Annotated in this window: 20 protein-coding genes, 1 tRNA gene and 2 pseudogenes; 12 read left to right on the top strand and 11 right to left on the bottom strand. The window is 70.9% G+C overall.

The annotated features are described in order from the left end of the window. Positions 1-4: 4 nt before the first annotated feature. Together WME95_RS00215 and WME95_RS00210 are read right to left on the bottom strand one after the other, a co-directional pair. Entirely contained in the window at positions 5-676 is a 672-nt protein-coding gene (locus tag WME95_RS00215) for a glutathione S-transferase family protein (RefSeq protein ID WP_437906394.1), read from the bottom strand. Positions 677-868: 192 nt separating this feature from the next. Further along, entirely contained in the window at positions 869-3562 is a 2694-nt protein-coding gene (locus tag WME95_RS00210) for a PBP1A family penicillin-binding protein (protein WP_437906393.1), read from the bottom strand. Between WME95_RS00210 and WME95_RS00205 the strand changes: the two are divergent. Next, positions 3559-3726, top strand: a pseudogene (locus WME95_RS00205) (hypothetical protein); the annotation flags it as partial. The gene WME95_RS00210 and the pseudogene WME95_RS00205 sit on opposite strands and share 4 nt — an antisense overlap. A 169-nt stretch (positions 3727-3895) precedes the next feature. Here the strand turns inward: WME95_RS00205 and WME95_RS00200 are convergent. Then, entirely contained in the window at positions 3896-5101 is a 1206-nt protein-coding gene (locus WME95_RS00200) for a serine/threonine-protein kinase (RefSeq protein WP_437548455.1), read from the bottom strand. Between the two features lie 86 nt (positions 5102-5187). On the opposite strand from WME95_RS00200, the gene pgeF reads away from it, so the two are divergent. Further along, positions 5188-6000, top strand: coding sequence for a peptidoglycan editing factor PgeF (pgeF, locus tag WME95_RS00195; protein WP_437906392.1), 813 nt, complete (start codon positions 5188-5190; stop codon positions 5998-6000). 9 nt (positions 6001-6009) lie between these two features. Further along, positions 6010-7272, top strand: a complete 1263-nt coding sequence (locus tag WME95_RS00190; protein ID WP_437743543.1) for a bifunctional nucleoside/nucleotide kinase/histidine phosphatase family protein — start codon at positions 6010-6012, stop codon at positions 7270-7272. 58 nt (positions 7273-7330) lie between these two features. On the opposite strand, the gene WME95_RS00185 is transcribed toward WME95_RS00190, so the two are convergent. The 3 genes from WME95_RS00185 to rpoN all read right to left on the bottom strand — a co-directional run bounded on the left by WME95_RS00185 (position 7331) and on the right by rpoN (position 10945). Beyond that, positions 7331-8329 (bottom strand): hypothetical protein, encoded by a 999-nt coding sequence (locus WME95_RS00185; protein ID WP_437714972.1) that lies wholly within the window; start codon positions 8327-8329, stop codon positions 7331-7333. Between the two features lie 40 nt (positions 8330-8369). Continuing rightward, entirely contained in the window at positions 8370-9362 is a 993-nt protein-coding gene (locus WME95_RS00180) for a hypothetical protein (protein ID WP_437906391.1), read from the bottom strand. Positions 9363-9424: 62 nt separating this feature from the next. After that, a complete protein-coding gene (gene rpoN, locus WME95_RS00175; protein ID WP_437548447.1) occupies positions 9425-10945 on the bottom strand; it encodes an RNA polymerase factor sigma-54 in 1521 nt (506 codons plus the stop codon). A 343-nt stretch (positions 10946-11288) separates the two neighbouring features. Between rpoN and WME95_RS00170 the strand changes: the two genes are divergently transcribed. Beyond that, positions 11289-12050: a Crp/Fnr family transcriptional regulator gene (locus WME95_RS00170; protein ID WP_437906390.1), complete on the top strand. Its 762-nt coding sequence runs from the start codon at positions 11289-11291 to the stop codon at positions 12048-12050. Here the strand turns inward: WME95_RS00170 and WME95_RS00165 are convergent. Continuing rightward, positions 12004-12711 carry a response regulator gene (locus WME95_RS00165; RefSeq protein ID WP_437906389.1) on the bottom strand — a complete coding sequence of 236 codons (708 nt, stop codon included), beginning with the start codon at positions 12709-12711 and terminating at the stop codon, positions 12004-12006. The genes WME95_RS00170 and WME95_RS00165 overlap by 47 nt on opposite strands. A 457-nt stretch (positions 12712-13168) precedes the next feature. Between WME95_RS00165 and WME95_RS00160 the strand changes: the two genes are divergently transcribed. The 5 genes from WME95_RS00160 (at position 13169) to WME95_RS00140 (ending at position 18378) form a co-directional block, all read left to right on the top strand. Next, a tRNA-Leu gene (locus tag WME95_RS00160) sits at positions 13169-13253 on the top strand. A gap of 312 nt (positions 13254-13565) precedes the next feature. Continuing rightward, positions 13566-16601 carry a preprotein translocase subunit SecA gene (gene secA / locus WME95_RS00155; RefSeq protein WP_437548441.1) on the top strand — a complete coding sequence of 1012 codons (3036 nt, stop codon included), beginning with the start codon at positions 13566-13568 and terminating at the stop codon, positions 16599-16601. 137 nt (positions 16602-16738) lie between these two features. Next, complete coding sequence (gene fsa / locus WME95_RS00150) at positions 16739-17389, top strand: fructose-6-phosphate aldolase (protein ID WP_437906388.1); 651 nt, start codon at positions 16739-16741, stop codon at positions 17387-17389. After that, on the top strand, positions 17361-18005 hold the full coding sequence (gene ybeY, locus WME95_RS00145; RefSeq protein ID WP_437906387.1) for an rRNA maturation RNase YbeY: 645 nt from the start codon (positions 17361-17363) through the stop codon (positions 18003-18005). The genes fsa and ybeY overlap by 29 nt, the downstream gene beginning before the upstream one ends. A 64-nt stretch (positions 18006-18069) precedes the next feature. Further along, positions 18070-18378, top strand: a complete 309-nt coding sequence (locus WME95_RS00140; RefSeq protein WP_272097071.1) for an HU family DNA-binding protein — start codon at positions 18070-18072, stop codon at positions 18376-18378. On the opposite strand, the gene lnt is transcribed toward WME95_RS00140, so the two are convergent. Together lnt and WME95_RS00130 are read right to left on the bottom strand one after the other, a co-directional pair. Beyond that, the gene (gene lnt / locus WME95_RS00135; protein WP_437906386.1) at positions 18365-20140 is read right to left on the bottom strand and encodes an apolipoprotein N-acyltransferase; all 1776 of its coding nucleotides are present in this window, start codon (positions 20138-20140) and stop codon (positions 18365-18367) included. The two genes, WME95_RS00140 and lnt, sit on opposite strands and share 14 nt — an antisense overlap. 112 nt (positions 20141-20252) lie before the next feature. After that, positions 20253-21116, bottom strand: coding sequence for an outer membrane beta-barrel protein (locus WME95_RS00130; protein ID WP_437906385.1), 864 nt, complete (start codon positions 21114-21116; stop codon positions 20253-20255). A gap of 287 nt (positions 21117-21403) precedes the next feature. On the opposite strand from WME95_RS00130, the gene WME95_RS00125 reads away from it, so the two are divergent. From WME95_RS00125 to WME95_RS00115, 3 genes are all read left to right on the top strand, one after another. Continuing rightward, positions 21404-22603 carry a class I SAM-dependent rRNA methyltransferase gene (locus WME95_RS00125; protein ID WP_437548430.1) on the top strand — a complete coding sequence of 400 codons (1200 nt, stop codon included), beginning with the start codon at positions 21404-21406 and terminating at the stop codon, positions 22601-22603. A 10-nt stretch (positions 22604-22613) separates the two neighbouring features. After that, positions 22614-23468, top strand: a complete 855-nt coding sequence (locus WME95_RS00120) for an HAD family hydrolase (RefSeq protein WP_437906384.1) — start codon at positions 22614-22616, stop codon at positions 23466-23468. Positions 23469-23651: 183 nt separating this feature from the next. Continuing rightward, positions 23652-25541 carry a serine/threonine-protein kinase gene (locus tag WME95_RS00115; protein ID WP_437548427.1) on the top strand — a complete coding sequence of 630 codons (1890 nt, stop codon included), beginning with the start codon at positions 23652-23654 and terminating at the stop codon, positions 25539-25541. A 134-nt stretch (positions 25542-25675) separates the two neighbouring features. On the opposite strand, the gene WME95_RS00110 is transcribed toward WME95_RS00115, so the two are convergent. Together WME95_RS00110 and WME95_RS00105 are read right to left on the bottom strand one after the other, a co-directional pair. Continuing rightward, positions 25676-25999 carry a CxxC-x17-CxxC domain-containing protein gene (locus WME95_RS00110; RefSeq protein ID WP_437555672.1) on the bottom strand — a complete coding sequence of 108 codons (324 nt, stop codon included), beginning with the start codon at positions 25997-25999 and terminating at the stop codon, positions 25676-25678. Between the two features lie 144 nt (positions 26000-26143). Further along, positions 26144-26284, bottom strand: a pseudogene (locus WME95_RS00105) (zinc-ribbon domain containing protein); the annotation flags it as partial. Positions 26285-26403: the final 119 nt, after the last annotated feature.

The raw sequence follows: 26403 nt of genomic DNA, 5'->3' as shown, positions 1-26403 counted from the left end.
GTCGTCACGCTCCTCCGCGCTCCGAGCGATGCACCGCCTGCTCGAGCGCCTGCGCCATCGCAGCCGGCATCGCGGTCGCGCGCCACGCTTCCCGCTCGTCGAGCCGGGCGAGCCACGCGCGGAGGTTCGGGAACGGCGCCAGGTCGACGCGGCCGAGGGCGGCCAGGGGCAGCTGGCACCCGAGGGAGAAATCGGCGAGCGTCACCGCGTCACCGGCCACGAATGCGCGCGCCTTCAGGTGCGCCTCCAGCAGCGCCGCGTACGGCTGGAGCTGCTCGAGGGCGCGCTGTGCGATCGCCTCGTCGGGCTGCCCCCCCATGAGCGGCTTGAACAACCGCTCGAAGAGCACCGCTCCGAGGGCGCGCCCGAAGTGCGAGAGCTCCCAGCATTGCCAGCGGACCACATCGATGCGCCGCCTGGGGTCGCGCGGAAACAGCGACGTCGCGCCATGAGCATCCGCAAGATACTGCATGATCGCGTTGGACTCCCAGAGGCGCAGATCTCCGTCCACGAGGCTCGGAACGAGGCCGTTCGGGTTGATCGCAAGGTAATCCTGGCTCTTGTGCGCGCCTGTAGCGAAGTCGACGAGGATCGTCTCGACGGGCACCGACAGCTCGTGGACGACGGCCTGGACCTTGCGACAGTTGGGCGATCCCGGGACGACGTAAAGTTTCATGAATCGGCTCCTTTCGGAGGCTGGCGAGCCCCCGCCCGCCGCTTCCTGGAGCGAGACGTCGAGCGCCCCGCACTCCGGACAGGAAAAATGCCGCGGTCGCGCTTTCCTCGTCCGGCGGTGTCGCCGCCCTCGACCTGGGGGCATCACCGTCGCTCCTGACGCCCCTCCGAGCCCTCCGATCTTGTGCGCCGCTCAGAACGGCGGCGGCGCCGTCTCGCCGGCCGGCAGCGGGCCCGGCTCCGGCGCGTGCTCCGACTCGACCGGCGCTGGCGCGGCCCCTGGCTCCACCGGCCGCGGCCCTTCGCCTGCCGCCGGCGGGGTGCCCGGCTGCTCGGCTGGCGCCCCGCCGTCCGCCGGCTCCGCGCCCGCGTCCGCCTCGGGGACCTGCGCCTCCTCGGTCGGCTCCGTCCCGGCGACGAACACCTCCTCGATGGCGTCTTCCTGCCCCTCGCGCGCGAGGAGACCCGTCAGCGGATCGATCTTCACGCGCACGACCCCGCTCGGCACCGGGAAATCGGCGGCCGGGCGCTTCGCGTGCGCCTGCTTCATGAACTCCACGAACGCCGGCAGCGCCGCCATGGCGCCCGTCTCGCCGCTGCCGAGCGGCGCCGCGTCGTCGTAGCCGGTCCACACGGCGCACGCGATGTCGGTCGAGTAGCCCACGAACCAGGTGTCCTTCGACTGGTTCGTCGTCCCCGTCTTGCCGGCGATCGGGCGCCCCAGCGAGCGCGCCTGCCTGGCGGTCCCGCTCTGCACGACCGACGTCAGCACGCTCGTGAGCACGTAGGCCTCCGCCTCCTCCATCACGCGGTGCCCCGGGCGGCGTGGCGGCAGCGGGATCTCCACCCCGCCGGGCCCGACGATCTTCGTGATCAGGACCGGCTGCTCGTGGACGCCGCCCGCGGCGATGCTCGCATACGCGGCGGCCATCTCGCGCGGCGTGACCTCGTAGGCGCCGAGGGCGAGCGACAGGTCTGCGCCGAGCTTCGACTGGACGCCGAGCGCGCCGGCGAAGGCGACCACGTTCGAGGCGCCGACGCGCGACAGCGCCGACACCGCGGCCACGTTCACGCTGTGCGCCGCCGCCTCCCGGAGCCGCGCCGGCGACTTCCCCTCGCTCTCGTCGTAGTTCTGCGGCTTGTACCCGGCGATGGCCAGCGGATCGGTGTCGAGGATCGTCGCCGGCGTCAGCGTGCGCGCGTGGATGCCGTAGCCGTAGACGAACGCCTTGAACGTCGACCCTGGCTGCCGCCGCGCGAACGTCGCCCGGTCGAGCCCGCCGCGCATCGCCTCGTAGCTGCCGACGAGGGCGACGATCTCGCGCGTCCGCACGTCGATCGCGACGAGCGCCCCCTCGGGTCCGAGCTCGAGCCGCAGCGGCACCGGGGCCGCGGGCTTCCCCGGTTTGCCAGCAGGCGCGGCGCGCCCTGCCTCTCCGGCGGCGTCCTCGTCCTCTTCCTGGCCTGCGGCGGCCGCTTCGACGACCGGCTCCGGCGCGGGGCCGATCAGGCTGACGCGCACCACCTTGTCGACGTCGGCGAACTTGCTCGGCGGGAGCCCGCTCGGGTTGTACCGCTGCGCGCCGCGGAGCGTGACCGTGCCTTCCAGCGTGCCCACGCGCACCGAGAGCGTCCCTCGGGCGTCGTCGGCGCCCGTCACGACCCCCCGGAAGACCTTGTGGCCGGCGGGCGTCCCGTCGAAGGCCGGCGGCTCTTTCTTGCTCCGCGCGAGCGGGCCGAGCAGCTTGTGCCGCTTCGCGTAGGCGTCGAGGTTCTTGCGGACGGACGCGCGCGCGGCCGCCTGCATCGCCGGATCGATCGTGGTCGTGATCGTGTAGCCGCCTTGCTGCGCGGCGGGCCCGACGAGCTCGCGCAGCACGCGCTGCGCCTCGGCGACCACCTCGGGCGCGAGCTCGGCGAGCGACTCGGTCTCGATGGCGAGCACGACCGGCTCCTGCTTCGCCTGCGCCACCTGGATCTCGTCCGCGAAGGCCTTGCGCTGCATCTGATCGAGCACGAAGTCCCGCCGCGCCGCGGCGCGCTCGAGGTTCACCCGCGGCGAGTACACAGACGGCCCCTTCACGATGGCGACGAGCAGCGCGGCCTCGGCGAGCGTCACGTCGCGCACGCTCTTCCCGAAGTAGTAGCGGCTCGCCTCCTCGACCCCGTAGCGGCCGTGGCCGAAGTAGATCTTGTTGAGGTAGAGCTCCAGGATCTCGTCCTTGCTGAGCTCCTGCTCGATCTTGCGGGCGAGGATGATCTCGCGCGCCTTGCGGTTGAAGGTCCGATCCGGCGTGAGCAGGACGTTCTTCACGACCTGCTGCGTGATGGTGCTCGCGCCCTGCCGGGCCCGGGTCGAGCGGAGGTTCACCGCGAGCGCGCGGAGCATGCCGAGGTAGTTCAGCCCTGCGTGCTCGTAGAAGCCTGCGTCCTCGGCCGCGAGCGCGGCCAGCTTCACCTGGCTCGGGATCTCGCCGATGCGCACCACGGTGCGCCGCTCGGTGAAGACCTCGCCGAGGCGCGTCCCGTCGCGCGCGAGGATGCGCGTCACCTGCGGGGGCCGGTAGTCCTTGAGCTCGTGGGTCGAGGGGAGATCCGCCTCGTAGTGCCGGATGACGAGCGCGATCGTGGCGGCGGCGAGGACGAGCAGGGCCGCGAGCGCGATCCCGATGCGCTTCGCCCACGTCGCGATCCTGGGGCCTCTCTCCTGCGGGGGCGCTCCTTCCGGCTGGCTGGGCAAGCGCTGCGCGCCCTCGAGGTGCGGCGCGCTCGCCGGCCGCGTTGCCCCGCTGATCCGCTCCGGCGGCTCGCTCCCTCGCCCCGGCGGCCCCGACCGCCGCGCCGGCGGCTCCGACGCCTGACGCAGCGGATCCGACGCTCGACGCAACGGGTCCGATGCCTGACGCAGCGGATCCGACGCTCGACGCAACGGGTCCGACGCCTGACGAAGCGGATCCGACGCCTGACGCAGCGGATCCGACGCCTGACGTAGCGGATCCGACGCCTGACGCAGCGGATCCGACGCCCGATCCGGCGCATCGGTCTTCCTGACCGGATCGTTCTCGTTTCCCCCTGGGTTCCGTGATTGCTCCGAGGCCATGACGCCGTCCCCGTGAACGCTGGCGCAGGCGATGCGCATCCAGAGCGCCCGGCGCGCCGGCGCGGCGACGCTAGCACGCCCGCGGAGGCCCGCCCCGATCCGGGGCGCGCTCGCGGAGGATCAGCCCTGGAACAGCCGCATGGCCACGATGGTGATCAGGATGCCTGCGATCAGGCAGCCCGCCGCGATGCCGACGAGGAGCAGCGGCTTCGCCTCCGCCTTGGCCGGCGCCTTGCTGGGCGGCTTGGCGAGGGGCGCCGGCGCGGGCGCTGGCTTCGCGGACGGCGCCGGCGGCTGCTGGACCATCTTCACCGTCTTCGCGGGCGACTTGAACGCGGACGGCGCGGACGACTTGTTCGCCTGGAGCGCGGCGGCGTGCTGCTTCGACGCTTGCTCGAGCACCGCGTTCGCCTTCTTCGGCATCATCGCCGTGTAGCCCTTGCCCGCGCCGCCCGCGAACGGCTTGAGCGCGTCCGCGAACTCCGCGGCCGACTCGAACCGATCTTCGGGCCGCTTCTCGAGCGCCTTGGCGAGCACCGCGCTGAGCCCCGGCGGAAACTGCTTCCCGGGGACGCGGTCATCGAGCGGGATCGGGTTCCTCGTTACGTGGTGCTGGATGTACTCCATGGGCGTGCGCGCCTCGAACGGCAGCTTGCCCGTGAGCACCTCGTACAGGATGGTCGCGAGCGAGTAGATGTCGCTCCGCGCGTCGAGCACCTTGCCCTGGGCTTGCTCGGGCGACATGAACTCCGGCGTCCCGAAGACCATGCCCTCCTGCGTGAGCATCACCGACCCCGGCCTGAGCTCGCGCTCCGTCACCTTCGCGAGGCCGAAGTCGAGCACCTTCGGGTAGTCCTTCAGCCCGCCGTTGGTCGACAGGAAGATGTTCTCGGGCTTGAGATCGCGGTGCACGATCCCCTGGATGTGCGCCTCCTGCAGCGCGCCGCAGACCTGGATGAGGACCGGGATCGCGCGCTCGACGGGCAGCGGCCCTTCCTTGCGGACCACCTGGTTCAGGTTCTTGCCCTCCAGGTACTCCATCACGATGTACAGCGAGCCGTCCTCGAGCTCGCCGTAGAGCAGCACCTTGACCGTGTTCGGGTGCGTGAGGTGGCTCATCGCCCGCGCCTCGCGGCGGAAGCGAGAGACGAGATCCTTCCGGTTCGCGAGCTTGGGGTGGAGGATCTTCACCGCCACCATCCGGTTCATCGCCGGCTGCGCGGCCTTGTAGACCGACCCCATACCGCCGGAGCCGATCTTCTGAAGGATCTGGAACTGCCCTCCGAGCAGATCTCGACCGATATTCGGGTCCGGACCGGCAGCCATGCGTGGAGCCGGAAAATACCACGCAACCCACCCGTATCGTCTATGACCGAAGCAGCCGACGCAGCGGATCCCGCCGTGGAGCCAAAATGACCGTAAAAATTGACGCCCCCGGGGCCGCGGAGGCGCTCGAGAGCCCGCTCCTCGCCGCCGCCGGCTTCTCGCACGCCTTCTTCACGCGGCGCGGCGGCGTCAGCGCCCCCCCGTGGGACACCCTGAGCTTCGCCATCGCCCTCGGCGACGACCCCGCCGCCGTCCGGGAGAACCTGGAGCGCGCCGCGCGGCGCCTCGGCATCCCGGCCGCGCGGCTCTATTTCCTCAGCCAGGTCCACGGCGTCGAGGCGCGGGTCCTCACCGGTGAGGAGGATCGCGACGACGTCGTCCGCGAGGTGGGGGACGTGACCCTCTCGCGTGCACCCGGCGTCGGCTGCGGTGTCCGCAGCGCCGACTGCGCCCCGATCCTCCTCGCCGATCGCCGGACCGGGGCCGTCGCCGCGGTCCACAGCGGCTGGCGCGGGACCGTCCGCCGGGTCGTGGTCGAGGCGGCCCGCGCGCTCCGCTCGCTCGCCGGCCCGGGCGCGGATCTCGTCGCGGCCATCGGCCCGCACATCGAGGCCTGCTGCTTCGAGGTCGGCGACGACGTCGCCGCCGATCTCGCCGCGTCCTCCAGCGCGGGCGCCGCCGCCGTCGTCCGCGGGGCGCCCGGCGCGCGCCCGCACGTCGACGTCCGCCGCATCCTCAAGGCCCAGCTCACCGAGGTCGGCCTGGACGCAACCTCGGTCGAGGACGTCCCTGGCTGCACCGCGTGTGACCCCGCCCGCTTCTTCTCGTACCGGCGCGACGGACAGCGCAGCGGCCGCCTGCTCTCCGTCATCGTCGCCGGCCGTACCGTCATCGGCTAGAACGCTCCCATGGTCTCGCTCGCGCGCGACTCCTCGCCGATCGTGCTCGCCATGGTGGGCCTGCCCGCCCGTGGGAAGACGTCCATCGCCCGCAAGATCGCGCGGTACCTGTCGTGGCTCGGCCACCCCACGCGGCTCTTCAACGTGGGCAACTACCGCCGCGCGCACCTCGGCACCGCGCAGCCGCACCAGTTCTTCGACCCCAACAACACCGAGGGGCGCCAGGCGCTCCTCGGCATGGCGATGACCGCCCTCGACGACCTCATCGGCTGGCTCAGCTCCGGCGGCGAGGTGGCGATCTACGACGCCACGAACAGCACGCGCGCTCGCCGGAACCTCGTCACCGAGCGCTGCCAGGCGCACGGCTTTCCGGTCGTCTTCATCGAGTCGATCTGCAACGACGAGTCGATCATCGAGACCAACGTCCGCGAGACGAAGCTCCGCTCGCCGGACTACCAGGGCGTCGACCCGGAGGCGGCGCTGCGCGACTTCCGCGCGCGCATCGCGCACTACGCCCGCGCGTACGAGCCGCTCGGCGAGCCGGAGCGGAGCTACATCAAGATCATCGACGTCGGCCGCCAGGTCGTGCTGAACCGCATCCACGGCTACCTGCCGGCGCGCCTCGTCCCGCTCTTGATGAACATGCACCTCACGCCGCACCCGATCTGGCTGACGCGCCACGGGGAGAGCGTGTTCAACGAGAAGGGGCTGCTCGGCGGCGACTCGGATCTCAGCGCGCGCGGCGACGAGTACGCGAAGAACCTCTCCGCGTTCATCCGCGAGCGCGCCGGCGACGAGCACGTCAACGTCTGGACGAGCACGCTGCGCCGCACCATCCAGACCGCGCGCCCGATGACGCAGAACCACGTCGCCTGGCGCGCCCTCGACGAGATCGACGCGGGCGTCTGCGAGGGCATGACGTACGAGGAGATCCGCCAGCAGATGCCCGAGGTCTTCCACGCGCGCGCGGCCGACAAGTTCCGCTACCGCTACCCGCGCGGCGAGTCGTACGAGGACGTCATCCAGCGCCTCGACCCGCTGATCATCCAGCTCGAGCGCCAGCGCTCGCCCGTGCTCGTGATCGGCCACCAGGCGGTGCTGCGCGCGCTCTACGCCTACCTCGTGGATCGCCCCGCGCCCTCGTGCCCCACGCTGCCGATCCCGCTGCACACCGTCATCGAGCTGACCCCGACGGCGTACGCCTGCGAGGAGCGCCGCTTCCAGCTCGCGCCCGCCGTCCAGGGCGGCGACTCGAGCACCGCGCACCCCTGAGCCAGGCAGCGCGGCCGCGCTGGAGGTGCGCGCCGCGCTGCGGCGGGGCCGCGCCGGCTCAGCGATCCCGGCTGATCAGCTTGCGGAGGAGCTCCAGCGGGTGGAACGGCAGCATCGCGGCCATGTCGCTGTCGGTGCCGGCCCGCTCGAGCACCGCCCGCACCGCTGGCGCCACGATCCCCATCGGATCGATCCGCTCCACGAGCGCGCGGAGCGCGCTGAGCGCCGCGCGCCCCGCGTCGATCCCGAGCGGGATGGCGAGGGCCGCCGGCACCGGCGCGAGGATCACGTCGCGCACCGCCACCGCCCTGGCCCAGGCGCCCGGGCTCGGGTCGACCTCGAGCTGCCGGATGGTCTCCGCCTCCGCGAAGCAGCCGAGCGACAGCTCCCCTGCCCGCTCCTCGATGGCGCGCGAGAGGTGCCGGTAGTCGCGCCGCCAGTCGCCCGCGAGCAGCCCCATGTCCTCCCGCACCTCGTCCGGCCCGAGGATCAGGTTGATCCCGCGGGCGTCGCGGCGGAGCGCGACGCTCGTCCAGAGCTCCCCGCCCTCGAACAGGCCGATCACCACCGTCTTGCCGACCCCTGCGAGCGACTCCAGCGTGCCGCGCACGACGCCCGCCGAGGGCATCGGCACGCCGCGCAGCCTCGCCGGCCAGAGATCGATCCTCCCCGCGAGGAGCTCCTCGCGCGCGAGCTGCAGCAGCAGGAGCGACTGGCCGATGAGATCGTCACCGCGCCGCACCCGCGCCCCGAACCGCTCCACGATGGCCTCGAGGACACCCGCCTCGAGCACGGCGGCCCAGCTCGCGTGGTGGCTCGCGGCGAGCTCCTCCGCGGAGAGCGGGAGGGCGCGCTGCGCGTCGTCGATCCGGAGCCGGCCCGCGTCCGTGTGCACGAGCTTTCTCAGCTTGCCGCCCGCGTGGACCGCGACGACGCCGCCGCGCGGCCGGCCTACCTCGCGCTCGTCGATGCCCGCGCGCCTGGGCCGGAACAACGACAGCACGCGAACCCAGTCGGTCGCGGTGAACCCCTCGAAGCGGACGTCGGGCGAGAGCACGGGGCGAGCCTACCGCCGGCGCGCTCTGTGCGCGAGCCGGCTACGCCCCCCACCAGAGCATCTCGTGCACCTGGCTCTCGCCGCGGACGGGCACGATCACCCGGATCTTCTGGCCCTCGATCTGGACCACGTGGGCGGGGAAGCTGTCCGCCGGGTAGTAAAGCGACTTCACGAAGCCGCTCGCGTCGAGCCAGAGCAGGTGCACCCCGTCCGCGGTCGCGCCGTGCATGAGGAGCATCCGCCCGCCGCCGAGCAGCGCGAACTCCATGCTCTTGAAGCCCAGCTCCTCGAAGCGCTCCGGGGACGGGAAATCGTCGCCCACGGACCTGAGCTCCGGCAGGTGCGCGCGGAGGTGCTTGTAGAGCGTGTCGTAACGGACCTTCGCGAGCTTCGGGATCCGCCGGTCGCCCGCGGCGAGGATCGGCAGCCGCTCCGCGTCGAACGTCGGCACCTCCACGTGGGTGCGGTAGCGATCCACGAGCCTGCCGCGGCCGATCTCCTCGTCGCTGAGCGCCTTGAGCCACCACTGGAAGATCGCGAGATCGCCCGTCCCTGCGCTCGACTCGAGCCGGACCAGCGACTCCCACAGGGGCCTCCGGACCTGCCATTTTCCGCCGTGATTCTTGACGACGCACGCCCCCACGTAGAGCGCCCCGTGCGTCACGAGGGTGACGAGCATGGGAGGCTCTCCGCCTCCGCTCGCCGCCGACGCGCCGCTCGATCCGCGCGCATCGGAAGGGCCGCCTGCCGGCGCGAGCCAGGCGTCGCGTCGCTCGCGCGTCAGCGCCGCGCCCAGCCGGTGGACCGACGCATCGGAGAAGTCGAGCCCGAGGTCAGGCGCGCCGAACGCCGCGGGCGCGAGGCGGGCGAACACCTCCGCTGCGTGGTCGATCTGGGCCAGGATCGACGGGTTTCCAGCCGGGTTCGCGTCCGTGGAGCGCGCGCCTGCCAGGTCGACGAGCGCGTCGGGCGGGTACTGCGGCGCGAAGAAGCGCTCGAAGATCTGGGCGGCCGTGATCGGTTCGGCGGGCATGGCTCGGGGCCGTGAGGGGCGGCGTGGCAGAGGGGCGTGCGACCGCGGCCGGCCGCCGCGGCTCAGAACATCTTCTTGCGCTTCGACGAGCTCAGGATGCCGAGCATCTCGCGGTACTTGGCCACGGTGCGGCGGGCGATCTTGATGCCGTCCGTCTCCTCGAGGATCTTGACGATCGCCTGGTCGCTGTAGGGATTCGACTTGTCCTCGGCCACGATGATCTTCTTGATCGCCTGCTTGACGCTCTCGGAGGCGATGTCTTCGTCGGCGACCCTGTGGATGGATGAGTTGAAGAAGTACTTCAGCTCGAAGAGCCCCTGGGGCGTGTGCACGTACTTGTTCGACGTCACGCGGGAGATGGTCGACTCGTGCATGCCGACCGACTCGGCGACGTCCCTGAGGATCATGGGCTTCAGGTAGCCCACGCCGCGCTCCAGGAACTCGCGCTGCTTCTCGACGATGCACTCGGTCACCTTGATGATCGTGCGCCGCCGCTGCTCGATGGCCCGGATCAGCCACTGCGCGCTCCGGAGCTTCTCGCTGATGAACTCCTTCGCCTTCGGGTCCCTGAGCATCCGCTGGGCGAGGTTCTCGTTGATGTAGAGCCGCTGGAGCCCCTTGTCGTTGTCGGTGACGACGAACTGGGTGCCGTCCTTGATGACGTACACGTCCGGGGTGATGGCGATGGTCTTCTCGTCGACCTCGGCGAAGTTGCGCGCCGGCACGCTCTCCAGCTTCTGGATCTCCTGGACCGCGTCGTAGACCTCCTCCAGCGGGATCTTCAGCGCCTTCGCGATCGCGGGGAAGTTGCGCCGCTCCACGTTGTGGAGGTGGTCCTTGATGATGGCCATCTCGATGTCGTCGAAGCCGAGCACCTCGGCCTGCACCCGCAGGCACTCCGACAGGTCGCGGGCCGCGACCCCGACCGGATCGAAGCGCTGGATCATCGACAGCACCTCCTCGGCGTCCTCGGGGTGGAGCTCCGCCTCCCGCGCCAGGTCCACGAGGCTGATGTCGGGCCCCTTCGTGCCGTCCGGACGTTCGCCCCCCTTGAGGTCGAGGTACCCCTTCTCGTCGAGGTTGCCGATGACGAGCAGCGCGAACTGCCGCTCGTTCTCGACGAAATCGCTCATCTGGAGCTGCCAGAGCAGGTGGTCACGCAGGTTCGACGGCTTGGTCAGGTTCTGGTCGATCGGCGGCAGCTCCTCGAAGCCGCCCCGGTGCGCGGGCATGGCCTGCTGGAGCTGCCTGTTTTCCAGGAACTGCTCCCAGTCCACTTCCTTGACCCGCTTCTCCGTCTCGCGCGCCGCGATGTCGGTGTCTCGGTCGAACCGCTCGCCGTTCTCGAGCCGCTGCTCCGTCGGCAGGTCCGCGTTCCTCCCCCGCTGATCCCCCTTGTCGCCGTCCCGCGCCTTCGGGTCGGTCATGTCGTCCGCGAGGACAGGGTTGCCGTCCAGCTCCTTCCTGATCTCGTCGACCAGCTCGAGCCGTGAGAGCTGCAGCAGCCGGATGGCCTGCACCAGCTGCGGGGTCATCACAAGCTGCTGCGACAGCTTGAACTGGAGCTTCATCTCCATGCCCATGAGGAGCTCCTTCTCTCAGTTCGCCGCCAGCGCCACCCGCCGAACGGGGGCCGGGGCATTGCGCGAGGTTCGTGCCATCGAGTGTCTCATTGGTGGCCTCACCCCCAACGTAGCATCGAACTGGGCAGCGGCCCGGGTCTTGCTTTCACGTCTGCACCAAAAAATAGCGCGGGGCTTGCATCCTACACCGCTGAACATGGTTTCAGCCTTCGCCGCGGTAGATTTTTCGCCCCGCGCGGAGCTCTGCCCGCAGCCAGTTCGGATTGGCCCCCATCTGCCGATCGTTGCACTATCGGCCGCCGATCGGGAGGCTTGAAATCCCGAAAGGTTGGGCGAAGGCGCGATGGGAAAGCCGAAGGTGCGCGGACCTACGCACGGGCACGGGATGGAGGCGGAGGGCGTGCGCGGCGGGGCTTCGCAGGATGTCGAGAAGGAGCGGATCCTGTCTCGCTCACCCCTCGCCTCGCTGGCCTCACCGAGCCGGCGGGCGCTGTTCGAGCTCGGCAGGGTCGAGCGGCTCGCGCGCAGGCAGTGCCTTTGCCAGCAGGGCGCGCCGCCGAGGCACCTGTTCCTGATCGGGGCGGGTCGCGTGAAGGTCGAGCGCGTCGCCGACGGTCGGGTGGTTCCGCTCGGGCACCGCGGGCCTGGCGACCTCGTCGGCGAGGGCGCGCTCGCGGGCGCGACGGTCTCCTCCGAGAGCGCGACGGTGCTCGACGAGGGGAACGCGCTCGTGGTGCCGCTCGCCGGTCTCGAGCGGCAGCTCGCCTCCGACGCAGCGCTCCGCGGCGCGCTCGCGGCGGCGCTCGTGGCGCGCAAGCTCGAGACCGAGGCGCGCCTCGGCTCCCTGCTCCTCTGCACGGTCGAAGCGCGCCTGATCGAGTTCCTCCGCGCCGCTGCGCGGCGATGGGGGCAGCCCCACACCGCCGGCCAGCTGGTGTCGGCCCCGTTCACGCACGCGGACATCGCGCTGCTGATCGGGTCCACCCGCGAGACGGTCACCCTGCTGCTCGGCAAGCTGAAGCGCGCCGGCCTGATCGCGTTCGACCGGCGGCGGATCGTCATCCGGGATGGCGAGCACCTCGAGGTGCTCGCCGCGACGGCCTGAGCGTCCGCCCGGAGGTGCCGCTGCGCGGCCTGCGCTGGAGCCGGTACACCGCGGCGCCGTTCGCCTCGATGAAGGTGCGCCGCTCGGCGCGGTGGCCTTCCACGCCCTCCATACCCGCCGCAGCGCCAGGCGCGCTCGGGCGGCTCCCCTCCAGGTCGGCGCGTTCGCCCTGGACCAGGCGGAGGCGAGGAAAGACCCCGGACTGCGTGGAGGGCCGGGGGCTGAGGTCGACGAAGATCGTGCTGAGCAGCCGACCGAAGGCGTACGGCTTGAGCAGGACCTCGCTGACGTCGTCCGTGCCGTCGCACGAGACCGGCTCGTCGGCACAGAAGATGACCCGCCGGGGCATCGTGCCCTCGCGCCGCAGGCGGCCCAGGATCTCCCGGGCGCCTTTCGTTCCGGGGGCGAGATCGATCAGCGCGACGTCGTAGACGCGCTCGCGGGAGAGGGAGATCGCTTCCTCCAAGGTCGCGGCCGGGCTGACGAGCGCGCCGCGGTTGCAGAGGAGGAGCGCCGTGGCCCTCCGGAGGACATGGTCCTGATCGAGGAGGAGAACGTTCGGTTGGTACGTCATCGGGTATCCCTGCGGCTTGCAGTCGAATTGCGCCGCATCGACGAGGACGGCGATGAGCGCGCCCCCTCCGTCGTTCAGCGGCAGCATCCGCGTCCGCGGACGGTCCCCCCTTCGCAACGCACGTGCCGAAGGCGAGGCGCCGCCGTCGCCTGGGCCTCGTTTCCCCTGTTCTCGGCGGCAACGCGCTCGTTCGAGCGTCGCTGCCGGTGAGGCTGCCCCGCCGACCCCGGGGCCGCCGCTGTGCCCATTTCGCGCTCCCTCCGCAGCGCCTCTCCGCCCCGACGAAGAGCGCCCCCCCACCCTGTCGGCTTACCCACCGCGTCGCTGGCCGTCGGTGGGCGGTTCGTGCGCACGGGCCAGCCCAGGTTTGCGGCCCCGCCAAGGCGGCGCGGTCCGCCGATCCGCCGGTTGCTCCAGGCTCGACGTACCGCGGGCCACATGTCCGGGCCGCTCGCGGTGCCCCGCCCTGACGCGTTCGGCGCAACGCAGCAAACTGATTTTCCCGCTTGATGAGGCTGGCGTAGGGTGCCACAAGCGTCCGCGCGCACGAGTGGCGGAATTGGTATACGCACCGGTTTTAGGTTCCGGCGCCGGGAGGCTTGGGGGTTCGAGTCCCCCCTCGTGCACCACGGCTTGACGCCTCCACCTCGCGACGTGACGCGCCGCCCCGGGGCGCCCCCCTGGTGGCCCGGGACGGTCGTGGTCCGCTGGGCGCGCGGCGCGGGGACGAGCGTTCGCCCGCGCGCGGAGCGGGATCGGACGACGAACGCCTGACGGGGACCCGGGCTGCGGAGCCTCGGGCGGATCGCGTCGGCGGCGTCGTCGACCGCGCGCCGCGCGCGGTCCTGGAATTGCGCGACGCCCGCGGCGCGACTACGTTCGCGTTCCTCGGCCGGACCCTCTCCTCCCACCTGACCGCCGCGGAGCCAAGGCACCTAAAGATGTTCACTTGGGCGATGAAGAAGATTTTCGGCACCTCGCACGAGCGTGCCATCCGCCGCATGCGACCCCGGGTCGAGGTGATCAGCAGGATGGAGCCGGAGCTGCAGAAGCTCTCGGACGCCCAGCTCCGAGCGAAGACGGCGGAGTTCAAGGAGAAGCTCTCCAACGGGGCGACGCTGGACGACATCCTGGTCCCGGCGTTCGCGGTCTGCCGCGAGGCGTCGAAGCGCGCGCTCAAGATGCGCCATTACGACGTGCAGCTCATCGGCGGCATGGTGCTCCACAACGGCTGCATCGCCGAGATGCGCACCGGCGAGGGCAAGACCCTGGTCGCGACGCTCCCCTGCTATCTGAACGCCCTCGAGGGTAAGGGCGTCCACGTCGTCACGGTGAACGATTACCTGGCGCGGCGCGACGCCGAGTGGATGGGCAAGCTGTACGGCTTCCTCGGCCTGTCGACGGGCGTGGTGGTCAACCAGCAGGGCGACGCCGAGAAGCGCCACGCGTACCGCTGCGACATCACGTACGGCCAGAACAACGAGTTCGGCTTCGACTACCTGCGCGACAACATGAAGTTCTCGGCGCTCGAGTACGCTCAGCGCCCGCTGCACTATGCGATCGTCGACGAGGTCGACTCCATCCTCATCGACGAGGCGCGGACTCCGCTCATCATCAGCGGGCAGGGGGAGCGCTCGAGCGACAAGTACCGCACGATCAACGAGGTCATCCCCCAGCTCCGGAACGAGGAGCACTACACCGTCGACGAGAAGGGGCACTCGGTGACGCTGACCGACGAGGGGGTGGAGACGGCAGAGCGGCTGCTCGCCTCGCTCCAGGTGCTCAAGGGCACGAACCTCTATGATCCGGTGAACCTCGAGACGCTGCACATCCTGAACCAGTGCCTGCGCTCTCACACGCTGTACAAGCGCGATGTCAACTACATGGTACGCGACGGCAAGGTGCTCATCATCGATGAGTTCACCGGCCGCGTCCTCGCGGGCCGTCGGTGGTCGGACGGCCTGCACCAGGCCGTCGAGGCGAAGGAGAACGTCCGGATCCAGGAGGAGAGCCGGACGATGGCGACGATCACCTTCCAGAACCTGTTCCGGCTGTACAAGAAGCTCTCCGGGATGACCGGCACCGCGGACACGGAAGCGGCGGAGTTCCACAGCACGTACAAGCTCGACTGCGTCATCATCCCCACGAACAAGCCGGTGGTCCGCGTCGACTACGAGGATCTCGTCTACAAGACCGAGAAGGAGAAGTTCACGGCGGTCATCAACGAGATCCTCGAGAAGCACGAGCTCGGCCAGCCGATCCTGGTGGGCACGACGAGCGTCGAGAAGAGCACCGCGATCAGCCGGATCCTGACGAAGCGCGGCGTGAAGCACAACGTGCTGAACGCGAAGCACCACGAGAACGAGGCCTACGTGGTCGCGCAGGCGGGCCGCAAAGGGGCCATCACGGTCTCGACGAACATGGCGGGTCGCGGGACGGACATCATCCTGGGCGGCAACGCGGAGATGCTCGCCAAGCTCAAGTTCAAGGAGCAGAACCGCCAGCCCGAGGCGGAGCCCGATGCGTTCGAGGCCCTGGTCGACGAGCTCAAGAAGGAGTGTTCCGCCGAGGGCGACGAGATTCGCGAGCTCGGCGGGCTGTACATCCTGGGCACCGAGCGGCACGAGTCGCGCCGCATCGACAACCAGCTGCGCGGCCGCGCCGGCCGCCAGGGCGACCCCGGGACGTCGAAGTTCTACCTGTCCCTCGAGGACGACCTCATGCGCATCTTCGCCGGGGATCGGGTGAAGAACCTGATGGAGCGGATGGGCATGCCCGACGACGAGCCCATCGAGCACCCGTGGGTGACGAAGAGCGTCGAGAACGCGCAGAAGAAGGTCGAGGAGCGCAACTTCGACATCCGCAAGAACCTGCTCGAGTACGACGACGTGATGAGCGCGCAGCGCAAGACGATCTACGACATGCGCCAGTCGCTGCTCGTCGGCCGTTACTATCCCGAGGTCCTCGATGAGGAGGGGAAGCCGACGGGCGAGAAGCGGGCGATCAAGCCGCTCGCGTCCATCGTGGAGCTCGTCCGCCCGGACGTCGGCTACCTGCTCGGCATGTTCGCGAACGACCCGGTGATGCCGCTCGACGCGGACGGCAACCGGCGCGAGATCGTGCGAAAGGACTTCGAAAAGACGGAGCGGTTCGTCGAGCTCGAGAACATGCAGCGCGAGATCTACACGCGCTGGGGCGTGAAGATCGAGCTCGAGACGCGCGCCGACAAGGCCCTCGAGATCTACGACGAGTGCTCCGAGCTCATGCCCCTGGCGCTCACCGAGCAGCGCGAGCGGCTGCTCGATCTGATGGACCGGATCATCGGCGCGATGGTCGAGGAGTCGTGCCCGGCCCGCAAGCCGCCGGAGGACTGGGACTGGGGCGGCATCTTCCAGGGCTTCCGCGAGCACTTCGGCGTCGAGCTGCCGGACGACATCGCGCACATCGGCGACCAGGAGACGCTGGCGCGGGAGCTCTACGAGCGCGCCGAGAAGGCGTACGAGAAGCGCGAGGAGGAGATCGGCGTCGAGCTGTCGCTGCGCATCTTCCGCCACCTCTACCTGGAGGAGCTCGACAAGGCCTGGGTCGACCACCTGACCGACATGGACCACCTCCGCGACGGCATCGGCCTGCGCGGCTACGGGCAAAAGGACCCGAAGCAGGAGTACAAGAAGGAGGGCTACAACATGTTCGTCAACATGGTGGCCCGCGTCTCCTCGAACGTGGTCACGAAGCTCTTCAGCGTGAACGTCAGGCGCGCCGAGCAGGAAGAGGCGCAGATCGAGGCTGCGGATCGCGAGCGGCACGCCGCGGCGCTGCTCGACGCGGTCGCGCAGCACGACGAGTCCCTCCCGATCGGCGCGAACCCCGCCCCGGCGCTCCCGCAGCCTGCCGTCATGCAGGAGCAGGAGTGCCCCTGCGGCAGCGGCAAGCCGTTCAACAAGTGCCATGGCGGTGAGGACGAGGCGACGGCCTGAGCCGGCGCCCCCTGCCCGCTCCGCCTGGCAGCCAGAACGAGGCAGCGAGGGCCCCTGTCAGGCCCTTGCTCCTCGGCATCTGACCCCAGCATGAACACCGCCGAAGGGCCGATCCATCGGTTCCCGGAGGCAGCATCATGAAGGTGTTCATCGATTCAGGGGATATCGCGGAAATCAAGGAAGCGCAGTCGATGGGGGTCATCGACGGCGTCACGACCAACCCGTCGCTCCTCGCCAAGACCGGCAAGCCGACGAAGCGGGCGATCGCCGAGATATGCGAGGTGGTCGACGGCCCCATCTCTGCCGAGGTGGTGGCGGTCGAGAAGGACGCGATCCTCCGCGAGGGTCGCGAGCTCGCGAAGATTCACCGGAACGTGGTGGTCAAGGTGCCGCTCATCGACGAGGGGCTCAAGGCCGCCCGGATCTTCGCTTCCGAGGGCATCAAGACGAACGTGACCCTCTGCTTCTCGGCCGCCCAGGCGCTGCTCGCGGCCAAGGCCGGGGCCACGTACGTGTCGCCGTTCGTCGGGCGCGTCGACGACGCCGCGGGGGACGGGATGGATCTCGTCCTGCAGGTCGTGACCATCTTCAGGAACTACGGGTTCTCGACGCAGGTGCTCACCGCGAGCGTGCGGCACCCCGTCCACTTCGTGCAGGCCGCCATGATCGGCTCGCACGCGGCGACGATGCCGCTCAAGGTCATCAAGCAGCTGACCAGGCACCCGCTCACCGACGTCGGGCTCGCGCAGTTCTTGGCAGATGCGAAGAAGATCCCCGAGCTGGTATAGCGATCCCGTGGCCGAGAAGCGCAAGGAGAGCTCGGGGACGACGCGCCGCGGGAGCCGCCCGGCGGCCCCCGCGGTCGTGTCCGTCACGACGCAGGGAGGGCCCTTCAAGGGGGTGTCGACGGCGGTCGTGCGCCGGCGGGCGAGCAAGATGCTCTCCCACCTCGCGTTGCAGGGCGTGGAGCTCTCCGTCGCCCTGGTGAACGATGAGGCCATCCACGAGCTCAACCGCAGCTACCGGCGCAAGGACAAGCCGACCGACGTCCTTGCCTTCCCGATGCTGGACCAGAACGGGGCCGACTCGCGCAGGCGCGGCCGGCGAGGTCCCGTGGATCCGTCGGTATGGCGCGGTCTCCTCGGCGACGTGATCGTCTCGATCGACACGGCCGCGCGGCAGGCCGCCGAGCGCGATCGCCCGCTGCTCGACGAGATCACGATGCTGCTCGGGCACGGCCTGCTCCACCTGCTCGGCTACGACCACAAGACCGACGCAGAAGAACGGGAAATGACGGATTTGACCCGGGAGCTCGAGGCCGCGGCGGCGTCACGAAGCAACAGCAACACTGTAATCAAGCCGCATCGCAGCACCGCGAGGCAAAAGAAGACGGGGGCGCGATGAGTTATCGCTTGCGATGCGAAACCTCGCTTGTTAAACGGACGCCCCCTTTCGACTTGGAGGAAACATGCCCGGTTCGAACAAGCTGACCAAGGCGCAGATGATCGTCGGTCTTGCCGAGGCCACCCACCTCGACAAGAAGTCCGTGGCCAGCGTGCTCGATGCGCTCGGCGAGCTGGTGAAGAAAGAGCTCGGTCCGGAGGGGCCGGGCGAGGTCACGGTTCCGGGCCTCGTGAAGATCAAGGCGAAGGAGATCCCGGCCACGCAGGACCGGGAAGGCGTCAATCCGTTCACGAAGCAGCCGATGACCATCAAGGGCAAGCCGGCGAGCCGCAAGCTCCGCGCGGCGCCCGTCAAGGCGCTCAAGGACGGCTGAGCGGCGCGTCCGTGGCCGCAGCTTGCGTCGCCGCATCGGGCGGCGCGAGCTCCGGGGGCCCCGCAGGCGTTCGCGCCCCCGAGCTGACGCCCCGGGCTTGCCGCGGGGCCTTCGCTGTGGAGCGTCGCGCCCGGAGCGCGCAAGCGACGCTCGCGAAGGCGAGCAGCAACGCCATCGGGGCGTCGCCCAGACGGGTGTAGAGCGTCAGCGGCGTGTCCCTGACCGAGGGGGTCGCGAAGGTCACCCCCGGCGCAGCGCTCTCATCGCGGCTGCGCACTACGCCTCGGGCGTCGATCCATGACACGACGCCGAGGTTCACCGCCCGCACGAGATCACGGCGCAGCTCGATGGCGCGCATGACCGCGAGCCTCGCATGCAGCTCGGGCTCGGCGCTCCCGGTGAACCAGGCGTCGTTCGTGATGTTGACGAGGAGGTTCGGGGCGAGCGCCCCGGTGATCCGCCGCCCCACCCCGGTGAGCGTGTCCTCGTAACAGTTGAGCACCCCGATCCGGAGCGCGGGCCCGTGCTCTCGGGGCAACGTGAGGGCGCGCGGCTCCGCGCCCGGGACGAGCCCACCGCTCTTCTGGAAGATGCGCCGCAGCCAGGGCAGGTAAGCGCCGCCCGGGACCGTCTCGCCGAACCAGAGCAGCTGCAGCTTGTCCTGCGTCGGCTGCATGCTCCCATCGGGGAGCACGAGGGTCGCGGAGTTGTAGCTGTTCCGTTCCTCGACGCCGTCGGCGGCCTTCACGGGCGGCGCCTGGGTGATGAGCCCCGCGAGGATCGGGCCACGGATGCCGGGCCCCAGGATCGCGCGACCGCCGCGCGGCGCCTGCCGGGCGCTGTGCGAGAGGGGGTAAGGGTACGCCGCCTCGGGCCAGAGAGTGAGCTCTGCGCCGCCGGCCTCGGCCTCCCGGGTGAGCTCGTGCAGGGTTCGCAAGATCCGCGGGTGGTTCTTCGCCTGCCAGCGCTCGTGAGGCCCCACCGCCTGGTTGACGAGCGCGACGCGCGCGGTCGGCAGGCCGGCGCCGGCGCGCTCCACCGCCGCCATCCGCAGCGCGCCGTGAGCCGCGAGCAGCCCGAACAGCGCGATGCTCGAGAGCGCCGGGTAGAAGATCGCGCGGGGCAACCGAAGGCGGGTGGGCCGCGGTTCCTGCGCGGGCGCGCGCTCGAGCGGCCGCCCGCCCGGCGCCCTCCCCGAGGCGGCCAGGCCAGCGCGGGTGAGCAAGGCCGCCCCGACGGCGAACAGCACGGAGACGCCCCGCTCGCCGATGAGATCGGCGAGCTGCACGAGCGCCGGCCAGGGGCTCATGAGACCCGCAGGAGTCCAGCCGAAGACGGTCGGGATGGCCACGGCGGCGAACACGCCGGTCGCAAAGGCGAGCTCGAGGGGAACGCGCAGCCGCCGGAGGAGCGCGCTCGTGATGCCGCCGCAGATCGCCCAGACCAGCGACTGGGCGGCCGCGAGCAGCACCAGCGCGAGGTACGAGGCCGCCGAGCCGAGAGGTGTGAACCGCTGGATGACCTCCGGCACGAAGCGCAGCCCCACGACGCCCGCCGCCGTTCCCCAGACAGCGCCGCGCCCGAAGGCGCGCCAGATCGTCGGGGCGTCGTGGACGGCGGCCGCCAGCAGAGCGAGGCCAACGATGACGGCGGGGACCAGATCCGTCGGCGGCGCCGTGAGGGCGAACGTCGCGCCGCCAGCGAGGGCGAGCAACAGCGGGGCGCGGCCACGGAGCGCGCGCATGATCGAGGCCTGGAGCACGATGCGTGCGTTATACCGCGTGGAGACGGTCCGGACCGCGACCGCCTGGTCGAGAGCAGAACGGACGCGAACACCGCGCGGTCAGGGTGGACGGGAGGCTATGAGGAGCCGCTCACCAGTAAATACTGAGCCCGCCGCGGAAGAGCCCCCCGCCCGACGTGTTGGTCGTCCGGCCGGTGTCGGAATCCGTGAACTCGGGAACGAGCCCATCGTCCGTGCGGCTGCGCACGAAGCCGAGCGCGTCGACGTTCAGCGCGATGCGGGGCGAAAGCCGGAACTCGAGGCCGATGCCGCCGTGCGCGCCGAAATAGTCGTACTCCGTGTCCGGAGCGAACTCGGCGCCGCCGGCCGCGGCCTCGCTCGAGGAGCGATCGACCTCGGCGTGCGCGATGTTCAGGCCGCCCATGAAGTAAAACTGGGTGCGGCTGCGCGGGTTGACGAACAGCATCCCGCTCAGCGAGAGCGGCACCTCGGTCCGCTGGTCGCCGTTGTAGTCCGTGCCCGCGAGGAAGTCGGCGCCCGCATCGATCGCGAACGCCGGGACAGGCCGGTAGCGCAGGCTGATCCCGACGCCTCCCATGCCAGCGTCTTCCGCTCCGCCGTGCTCGCGCCCCAACATGACGCCCTCCATGCGGAGGTTGATCCCCCAGTGACGCCGCCAGCGCCGCTTCACCGGCGGGGGCGGCGCCGGCGGCGCCACGCGGCGGACGATCACGCGCGGCGGAGGGGCCGCCCCAGGCGCCACGACGATCACCTGAGGAGGCGGGCCCGACGGCGAGGTCTCGTAGACGACGACCGGCGGGGCCCGGCGGGCGGCCCCCCTGGCCGGCGGCGGGGGCGGCGGCGCCTCGTCAGGCGCGGCCTCGGCAGGAGCGGCGGGCGGCGGTTCTGCGACGGGATCGCGAGGCGGCTCCACTTCCTCGCAGAACCACGCGCCGGGAGGACAGTTGCTGTCCTCCTGCGCGAACGCGCTCATCGGCGCGGTCATCGCCACAGCAACAAGGGCATGGGTCAAGCAACGGCGCATCGGGCGACTCCTCTTCGGTGCAGGGAAGTTAGCAACCGGGATGCCATCGACCATCTTGCGGGATCGTCGTCACCATGGCCACGCAGCACGCCGGCGTGCATCGGCCGCCACGGCACGCTGTGGCGGAAGGTTCACACGCGCGCCGTTCCGCAGGGTACTAGCTCCCACGGCAAAGGTCACGGCGCGGTCGCCCCCGTCGGGAGCCCTGCCAACATCGAGACCAATCGGATTCCACCATGCCTACGGTTACGTTGAAGCAGGGTCATGTTCGGCCGGTGTGGTCGGGGCATCCCTGGGTGTTCGCTCAGGCGATCGCGCGCATCGAGGGCGGCGCGGTGGCCGGGGACGAGGTCGTCGTCACCGACCCCTACGGCAGCGTGCTCGGGCGCGGGCTCTACACACCGCGCTCGGCCATCCCGGTGCGCATGTACACGCGCGAGGACAGGCCGATCGACGCGGCCCTGTTCCGGCACCGGATCGAGCGCGCCATCGCGCACCGCCGCGAGCTCGGCCTGCCCGCGCGGGCGCCTGGCCATGAGACCGACGCCTTCCGGCTGATCCACGCGGAGGGGGACGGCCTGCCCGGGCTCATCGTCGATCTGTTCGGCGACGTGGTCGTCGTGCAGCTCGGGACGATCGGGATCAAGCGCCGCGAAGGGGTGATCTTCGACGCCCTCCAGGCGGCGCTCTCGCCCCGCGCGATCGTGGACAGGACCCCGGAATCCCTCGCGAAGCTCGAGGGGTTCACCGCCGACGCGGGCGTGGTGCGCGGCGACCCCGCGCTCGATCAGCTCCGGTTCGTCGAGCGGGGGTTGCGGTACACGATCCCGCTCGCGCTCGGCCACAAGACCGGGTTCTACCTGGATCAGCGGACGCTGCGGACCCGCGTCGAGCAGCTGGCCCACAACCGGCGCGTGCTCGATGCCTTCTGCTTCGTCGGCACGTTCGCCATGGCGGCGGCCCGCGGCGGGGCGAGCGAGGTCCTCGCGATCGACGAGAGCGCGACGGCGATCGAGGTCGGGGCGGAGTGCGCGCGGGAGAACGGGCTCCTCGACCGGATCAAGTTCACGCGCGACGACGCCCGCAAGGCGCTGCAGAACGCGTCGAGGCAGGCGGGCTACGATCTCGTCATCTGCGACCCTCCGAAGCTCGCAGGCACGCGCGCCACCAAGGACACCGCGCTCACGGCGTACCGGCGCCTCGCGGCCGGGGCGTGCCGGGCCACGCGCCCGGGCGGCGTCCTCGTGCTCTGCTCCTGCTCCAGCGCCGTGAGCCTCGACGATCTGACCCGGGTGCTCGCGCTCGGCGCGCGCGACGCGCGCATGCAGGCCGCGGTGTTCGACCGGCACTTCCAGGGAGGGGATCACCCCGTCCCCGCCGCCTTCCCCGAGGGGCTCTACCTGAAGAGCCTCATCGCGCGCATCGACGCGCTCTGACGATCGCCCGATGAAGCCGCTCTCCCTCCTCCCTCGCCACGCCGCGCGCGCCCTCGCCGGGGTGATCTTCGATCTCGACGACACCGTGCTGGATCACGGCGCCCTCACCGAGGCGGCGTACGCAGCGCTCTTCCGTCTACGCGAGACGGGGCTCGCGCTGATCGCCTGCACCGGCAGGCCCGCCGGCTGGGGCCAGGTGCTCCAGCGGCAGTGGCCGATCGACGCGACGATCGTCGAAAACGGAGCCCTCGCGCTGGTCCGCGAGGAGGAAAGCGACATCGCCGGCCATCGAGGAGGGCACGCCCCGCGCGCCGGCGCCAGCCGCGTCGTCACGCTCGACGACCTGGACCGCGAAGCGCGGCAAGCCCGTCGGGCCGAGCTCATCGGGCTCGCCAATGACATGGTGCGTCGTTTTCCGGCGGCGGCGCTCGCGGACGACAACGACCAGAGGGTGACCGACGTCACCATCGACATCGGGGAGCACCGGCATGTCCCGCCGGAAGACGTGCAGAAGATGCGCGCCGAGCTGCGCGAGCGGGGGGTGAGGACGCTGCTCTCGAGCGTCCACCTCCACCTGACGCACGACCCGTCCGACAAGGCCACGGGGATTGTGCGCCTGCTCTCCGCTCGGTTCGGTGAGGATCCTACCCGGGCGCGGCAACGCTACGCGTTCGTCGGCGACAGCGGCAACGACGGCGTCGCCTTCGCCGCATTTGTGCTGACCTTCGGGGTGGCCAACGTCCGCGCCCACCTCGGCAAGCTGTCCGTACCGCCGCAGTTCGTGGCGTCCCTTCCCATGGGCCGCGGGTTCGCGGAGATCGCCCAGCAGATCGCCGAACTGCGGAAGAATGCACCCGAACCGTGATCTTGCCGCGCGCAAGTCACTTCGCGCTGCGATCCGCCCCACACCTGACGCAGGTAACCTAGCCGCGGCAGGCACCGAAGGAATAGGATCGGTCTTTCGGGAGGGCCGTGCCTCCCAACCCTTTACAGGGGCGCGTGTTCTCGGGGACCATGACGTTGGTCCCTCGCCCGCCAGCGGCAGCAGATGGCGTTTCGACCCCCGACCCCCGGCCTCCTCGTCGACAACAAGTACCGCCTCGCGGAGCGCATCGGCGGGGGCGGCATGGGCGACGTGTTCCGGGCGGAGCACGTGCTCGCAGGTCGCGCCGTTGCGATCAAATTCCTCCACCCAGAGCTGGCGGACAACTCGGAGCTCTCGCACCGGTTCTTCCAGGAAGCGCAGGCGGTCAACCGGATCCGCCACCCGAACATCGTCGACGTGATCGACGCCGGCGTCGGCGAGCTCGGTCCGTACATCGTGATGGAGCACCTCGACGGCGAGTCGCTCGGCATGGCGCTCGCGCGCTTCGGCCGCCTCGACATGGAGGCCGCCGTCGGCGTCGCGATCCCGGTGCTCGAGGCGCTCGACGCCGCGCACCGCGCGGGGATCATCCACCGCGATCTCAAGCCCGAGAACATCTTCATCGCCTTCGATCCGAGCCGCGGCTCGGCCGTCGTCCGCCTGCTCGACTTCGGCATCGCCAAGGTGCTCGACTCCGATGGCCCCTCGCCGCGGACGCGCACGGGCGTCGTGTTCGGGACGCCCGACTATCTGTCGCCCGAGCAGGCCACGGGGGAGTCGCCGCTCGACGGTCGGAGCGATCTCTTCTCGGTGGGCGTGCTCCTCTACGAGGTGCTCACCGGCACGCGGCCGTTCCGCGCGCCGACCGCCGTGGCGACCGCGTTCCGCGTCGTGCACGCCGAGGTGCCCACGCTCGCCTCGGCGGGCGTGACCGTCGACCCGCGGCTCGAGGCGATCGTGCAGCGGCTCTTGCAAAAGGATCCCGCGAAGCGGTTCCAGACGGCCGGCGACGTCGTCCGCGAGCTCGAGCGCGTCGCGCCTGATCCGCCCCGGCGGACGACGGCGCTCGGCAGGCTGATCAACGTGCAGCGGCGGATGGCGCTGAGCCTGGGGAACGCGCCGGAGAACGAGCGCGATCGCCTCTCGTCCTCGCGCGATCGATCGCGCCCGGGGTTCGACGTGAACCCTCCGCCGCCGATGCGCATCTCGCCGTCGATCGTGCCGGGGGGGCGCGTCACCGAGGCGCCGCCCGGGATGCGGCCGTCGTCCTCGGAGCCAGCGAAGCCCGCGCCCGGCATGACGCTCTCGAACGCGCTGCGGAGCCGCGGCTCGGAGCCCACGATGCTCTCGCAGCGCGGCGAGTCGCTGCCCACGGTGCGCAGCGCCGACCTCGGGCACCGGGCCGAGCCGACCGTCCGCAGCGCGGACTTCGGCTCCTTGATGAACCGGACACGCGACACGCGGCGGCCCAACGTCACCCCGGTCCGGCCGCTGCCGGCGCGCTTCGCCGGGCAGTACCAGGTGCGCGGCCCCGTCCTGCGGAGCGTCGATCGCACCATCGTGGATGAGTACGGGAGGAGCGCGCGCGACGAGGTCGTCTCGCAGATGCCGCTCCGCTACGCCGACGACTTCAAGCACGACTCGATCAACGCGCTCGTCGGGTACGAGCTCGAGGCGCTCGACGCCTACATGGAGCTCGCGACATCGCTGGTCCTGCGCGATCTCGAGCGCTGGCGCGACATCGGCAGGCTCGGCGTGGGCGGCGAGCTGCACAGCCTCGTGCGCACGCTGTTCGCCCGCCCGCTGACCGACATCGCGTCGCTCATGCGCCGCGGGACATCGATCTGGTCGCGGCTCTTCACGTTCGGCTCGTGGCGCGTGGCGACGGGCCCGACCGGGCGGGTCACGCTCCACATCGGCGACTTCGACCCTGCTTCGCTGCCGCTCCGGCTGTGGGTCGTGGGGATGGTCGAGGAGACAGCGCGCCGCGCGTCCGGCGGCGGCGTGAAGGTCACGATCACGCTCGGCGAGCTCGGCTTCACCTCCGAGCTCGCCTGCGAGATCAGCCTCTAGCTCCGCCCGCCCGAAGCCCGGTCAGAGACAGCCGGGCTTCGGCGCCGCTTCCCGGCCGCGCCGGCCGCACGAGGAGCGACCGGCGCTCGGGGGTGTGGCGCAGCGCGATGGCTGCGCGTCGCAGGAGGCGTCTCTCAGGAAGGCTTGCGCGCGCGGTAGCACGCCTGACAGAACACGTCGCGGCCCTCGACCGGCTTGAACGGGACCTCGCCCTCGGAGCCGCACGACTTGCAGGTGATCGAGAACGTCGGACGAGTGCGCGGCGCGCGAGGCTGCTGCGCCGGACCGCGGCTCGGCGCGGCAGCGCGGCGCTCACCGGTGAACGAGGGGGCGCGGTAGTTGCCGTCATCCCGGAAGGGCGCGCCGCCGCGCGGGCGGTTCGGGTAGTGGCTCTGCACCGCCCATGCGGGCGTCAGCCCCGAGTACGCGTCCTGCATCGGGCTGCGGTACTCGTTCACGTCGCCCGTGTAGCGGGGCTTCCGAGGCTGGCTGTCGCCGCGCGCCAGGCTGCGATGCCCCCCGGCACCCCGAGGCGAACCAGGGCGCTGGCGCTCCGCAGCGCGAGCCGGCGATCCGCTCTCGCTCTCCCCTCGATTGTCCTTGCGCGCACGGCGGCAGGTCCGGCACCGCTTGGGCGGGGCAGCGAGCTTCCGTTCGGCGTAGACGGCAGCTTCCGCGGCCGAGAATAGGAACGACGTGCCGCAGCTCGCGCAGACAATGTGCTCGTCTCGATGCTGTTCCATGATTCCTCTTTCGTCAGGCCGACGGGCCTCGCAGGCTCACGGGCTCGGGTGACTCGGATGACTCGGGTGACTGGAGCGCCCGGGAGCTGCCCCGCTGCGCTGGAGAAGCGCGATTTACG

Source organism: Sorangium sp. So ce327, from assembly GCF_051530205.1.
Taxonomy (GTDB): domain Bacteria; phylum Myxococcota_A; class Polyangia; order Polyangiales; family Polyangiaceae; genus Sorangium; species Sorangium cellulosum_B.
This window is presented reverse-complemented; position numbering and strand designations above follow the sequence as displayed.

What these genes read in the sequence shown, in the direction of transcription:
- WME95_RS00115 (WP_437548427.1), top strand. Translation starts at nt 23,652, where the DNA reads ATGGCGTTTCGACCCCCGACCCCCGGCCTCCTCGTCGACAACAAGTAC.
- secA (WP_437548441.1), top strand. Translation starts at nt 13,566, where the DNA reads ATGTTCACTTGGGCGATGAAGAAGATTTTCGGCACCTCGCACGAGCGT.
- WME95_RS00130 (WP_437906385.1), bottom strand. Translation starts at nt 21,116, where the DNA reads ATGAGCGCGTTCGCGCAGGAGGACAGCAACTGTCCTCCCGGCGCGTGG.
- WME95_RS00170 (WP_437906390.1), top strand. Translation starts at nt 11,289, where the DNA reads ATGGGAAAGCCGAAGGTGCGCGGACCTACGCACGGGCACGGGATGGAG.
- WME95_RS00180 (WP_437906391.1), bottom strand. Translation starts at nt 9,362, where the DNA reads ATGCCCGCCGAACCGATCACGGCCGCCCAGATCTTCGAGCGCTTCTTC.
- fsa (WP_437906388.1), top strand. Translation starts at nt 16,739, where the DNA reads ATGAAGGTGTTCATCGATTCAGGGGATATCGCGGAAATCAAGGAAGCG.
- WME95_RS00215 (WP_437906394.1), bottom strand. Translation starts at nt 676, where the DNA reads ATGAAACTTTACGTCGTCCCGGGATCGCCCAACTGTCGCAAGGTCCAG.
- ybeY (WP_437906387.1), top strand. Translation starts at nt 17,361, where the DNA reads ATGCGAAGAAGATCCCCGAGCTGGTATAGCGATCCCGTGGCCGAGAAG.
- WME95_RS00140 (WP_272097071.1), top strand. Translation starts at nt 18,070, where the DNA reads ATGCCCGGTTCGAACAAGCTGACCAAGGCGCAGATGATCGTCGGTCTT.
- WME95_RS00190 (WP_437743543.1), top strand. Translation starts at nt 6,010, where the DNA reads ATGGTCTCGCTCGCGCGCGACTCCTCGCCGATCGTGCTCGCCATGGTG.
- rpoN (WP_437548447.1), bottom strand. Translation starts at nt 10,945, where the DNA reads ATGGGCATGGAGATGAAGCTCCAGTTCAAGCTGTCGCAGCAGCTTGTG.
- WME95_RS00200 (WP_437548455.1), bottom strand. Translation starts at nt 5,101, where the DNA reads ATGGCTGCCGGTCCGGACCCGAATATCGGTCGAGATCTGCTCGGAGGG.
- WME95_RS00165 (WP_437906389.1), bottom strand. Translation starts at nt 12,711, where the DNA reads ATGCTGCCGCTGAACGACGGAGGGGGCGCGCTCATCGCCGTCCTCGTC.
- WME95_RS00125 (WP_437548430.1), top strand. Translation starts at nt 21,404, where the DNA reads ATGCCTACGGTTACGTTGAAGCAGGGTCATGTTCGGCCGGTGTGGTCG.
- WME95_RS00120 (WP_437906384.1), top strand. Translation starts at nt 22,614, where the DNA reads ATGAAGCCGCTCTCCCTCCTCCCTCGCCACGCCGCGCGCGCCCTCGCC.
- pgeF (WP_437906392.1), top strand. Translation starts at nt 5,188, where the DNA reads ATGACCGTAAAAATTGACGCCCCCGGGGCCGCGGAGGCGCTCGAGAGC.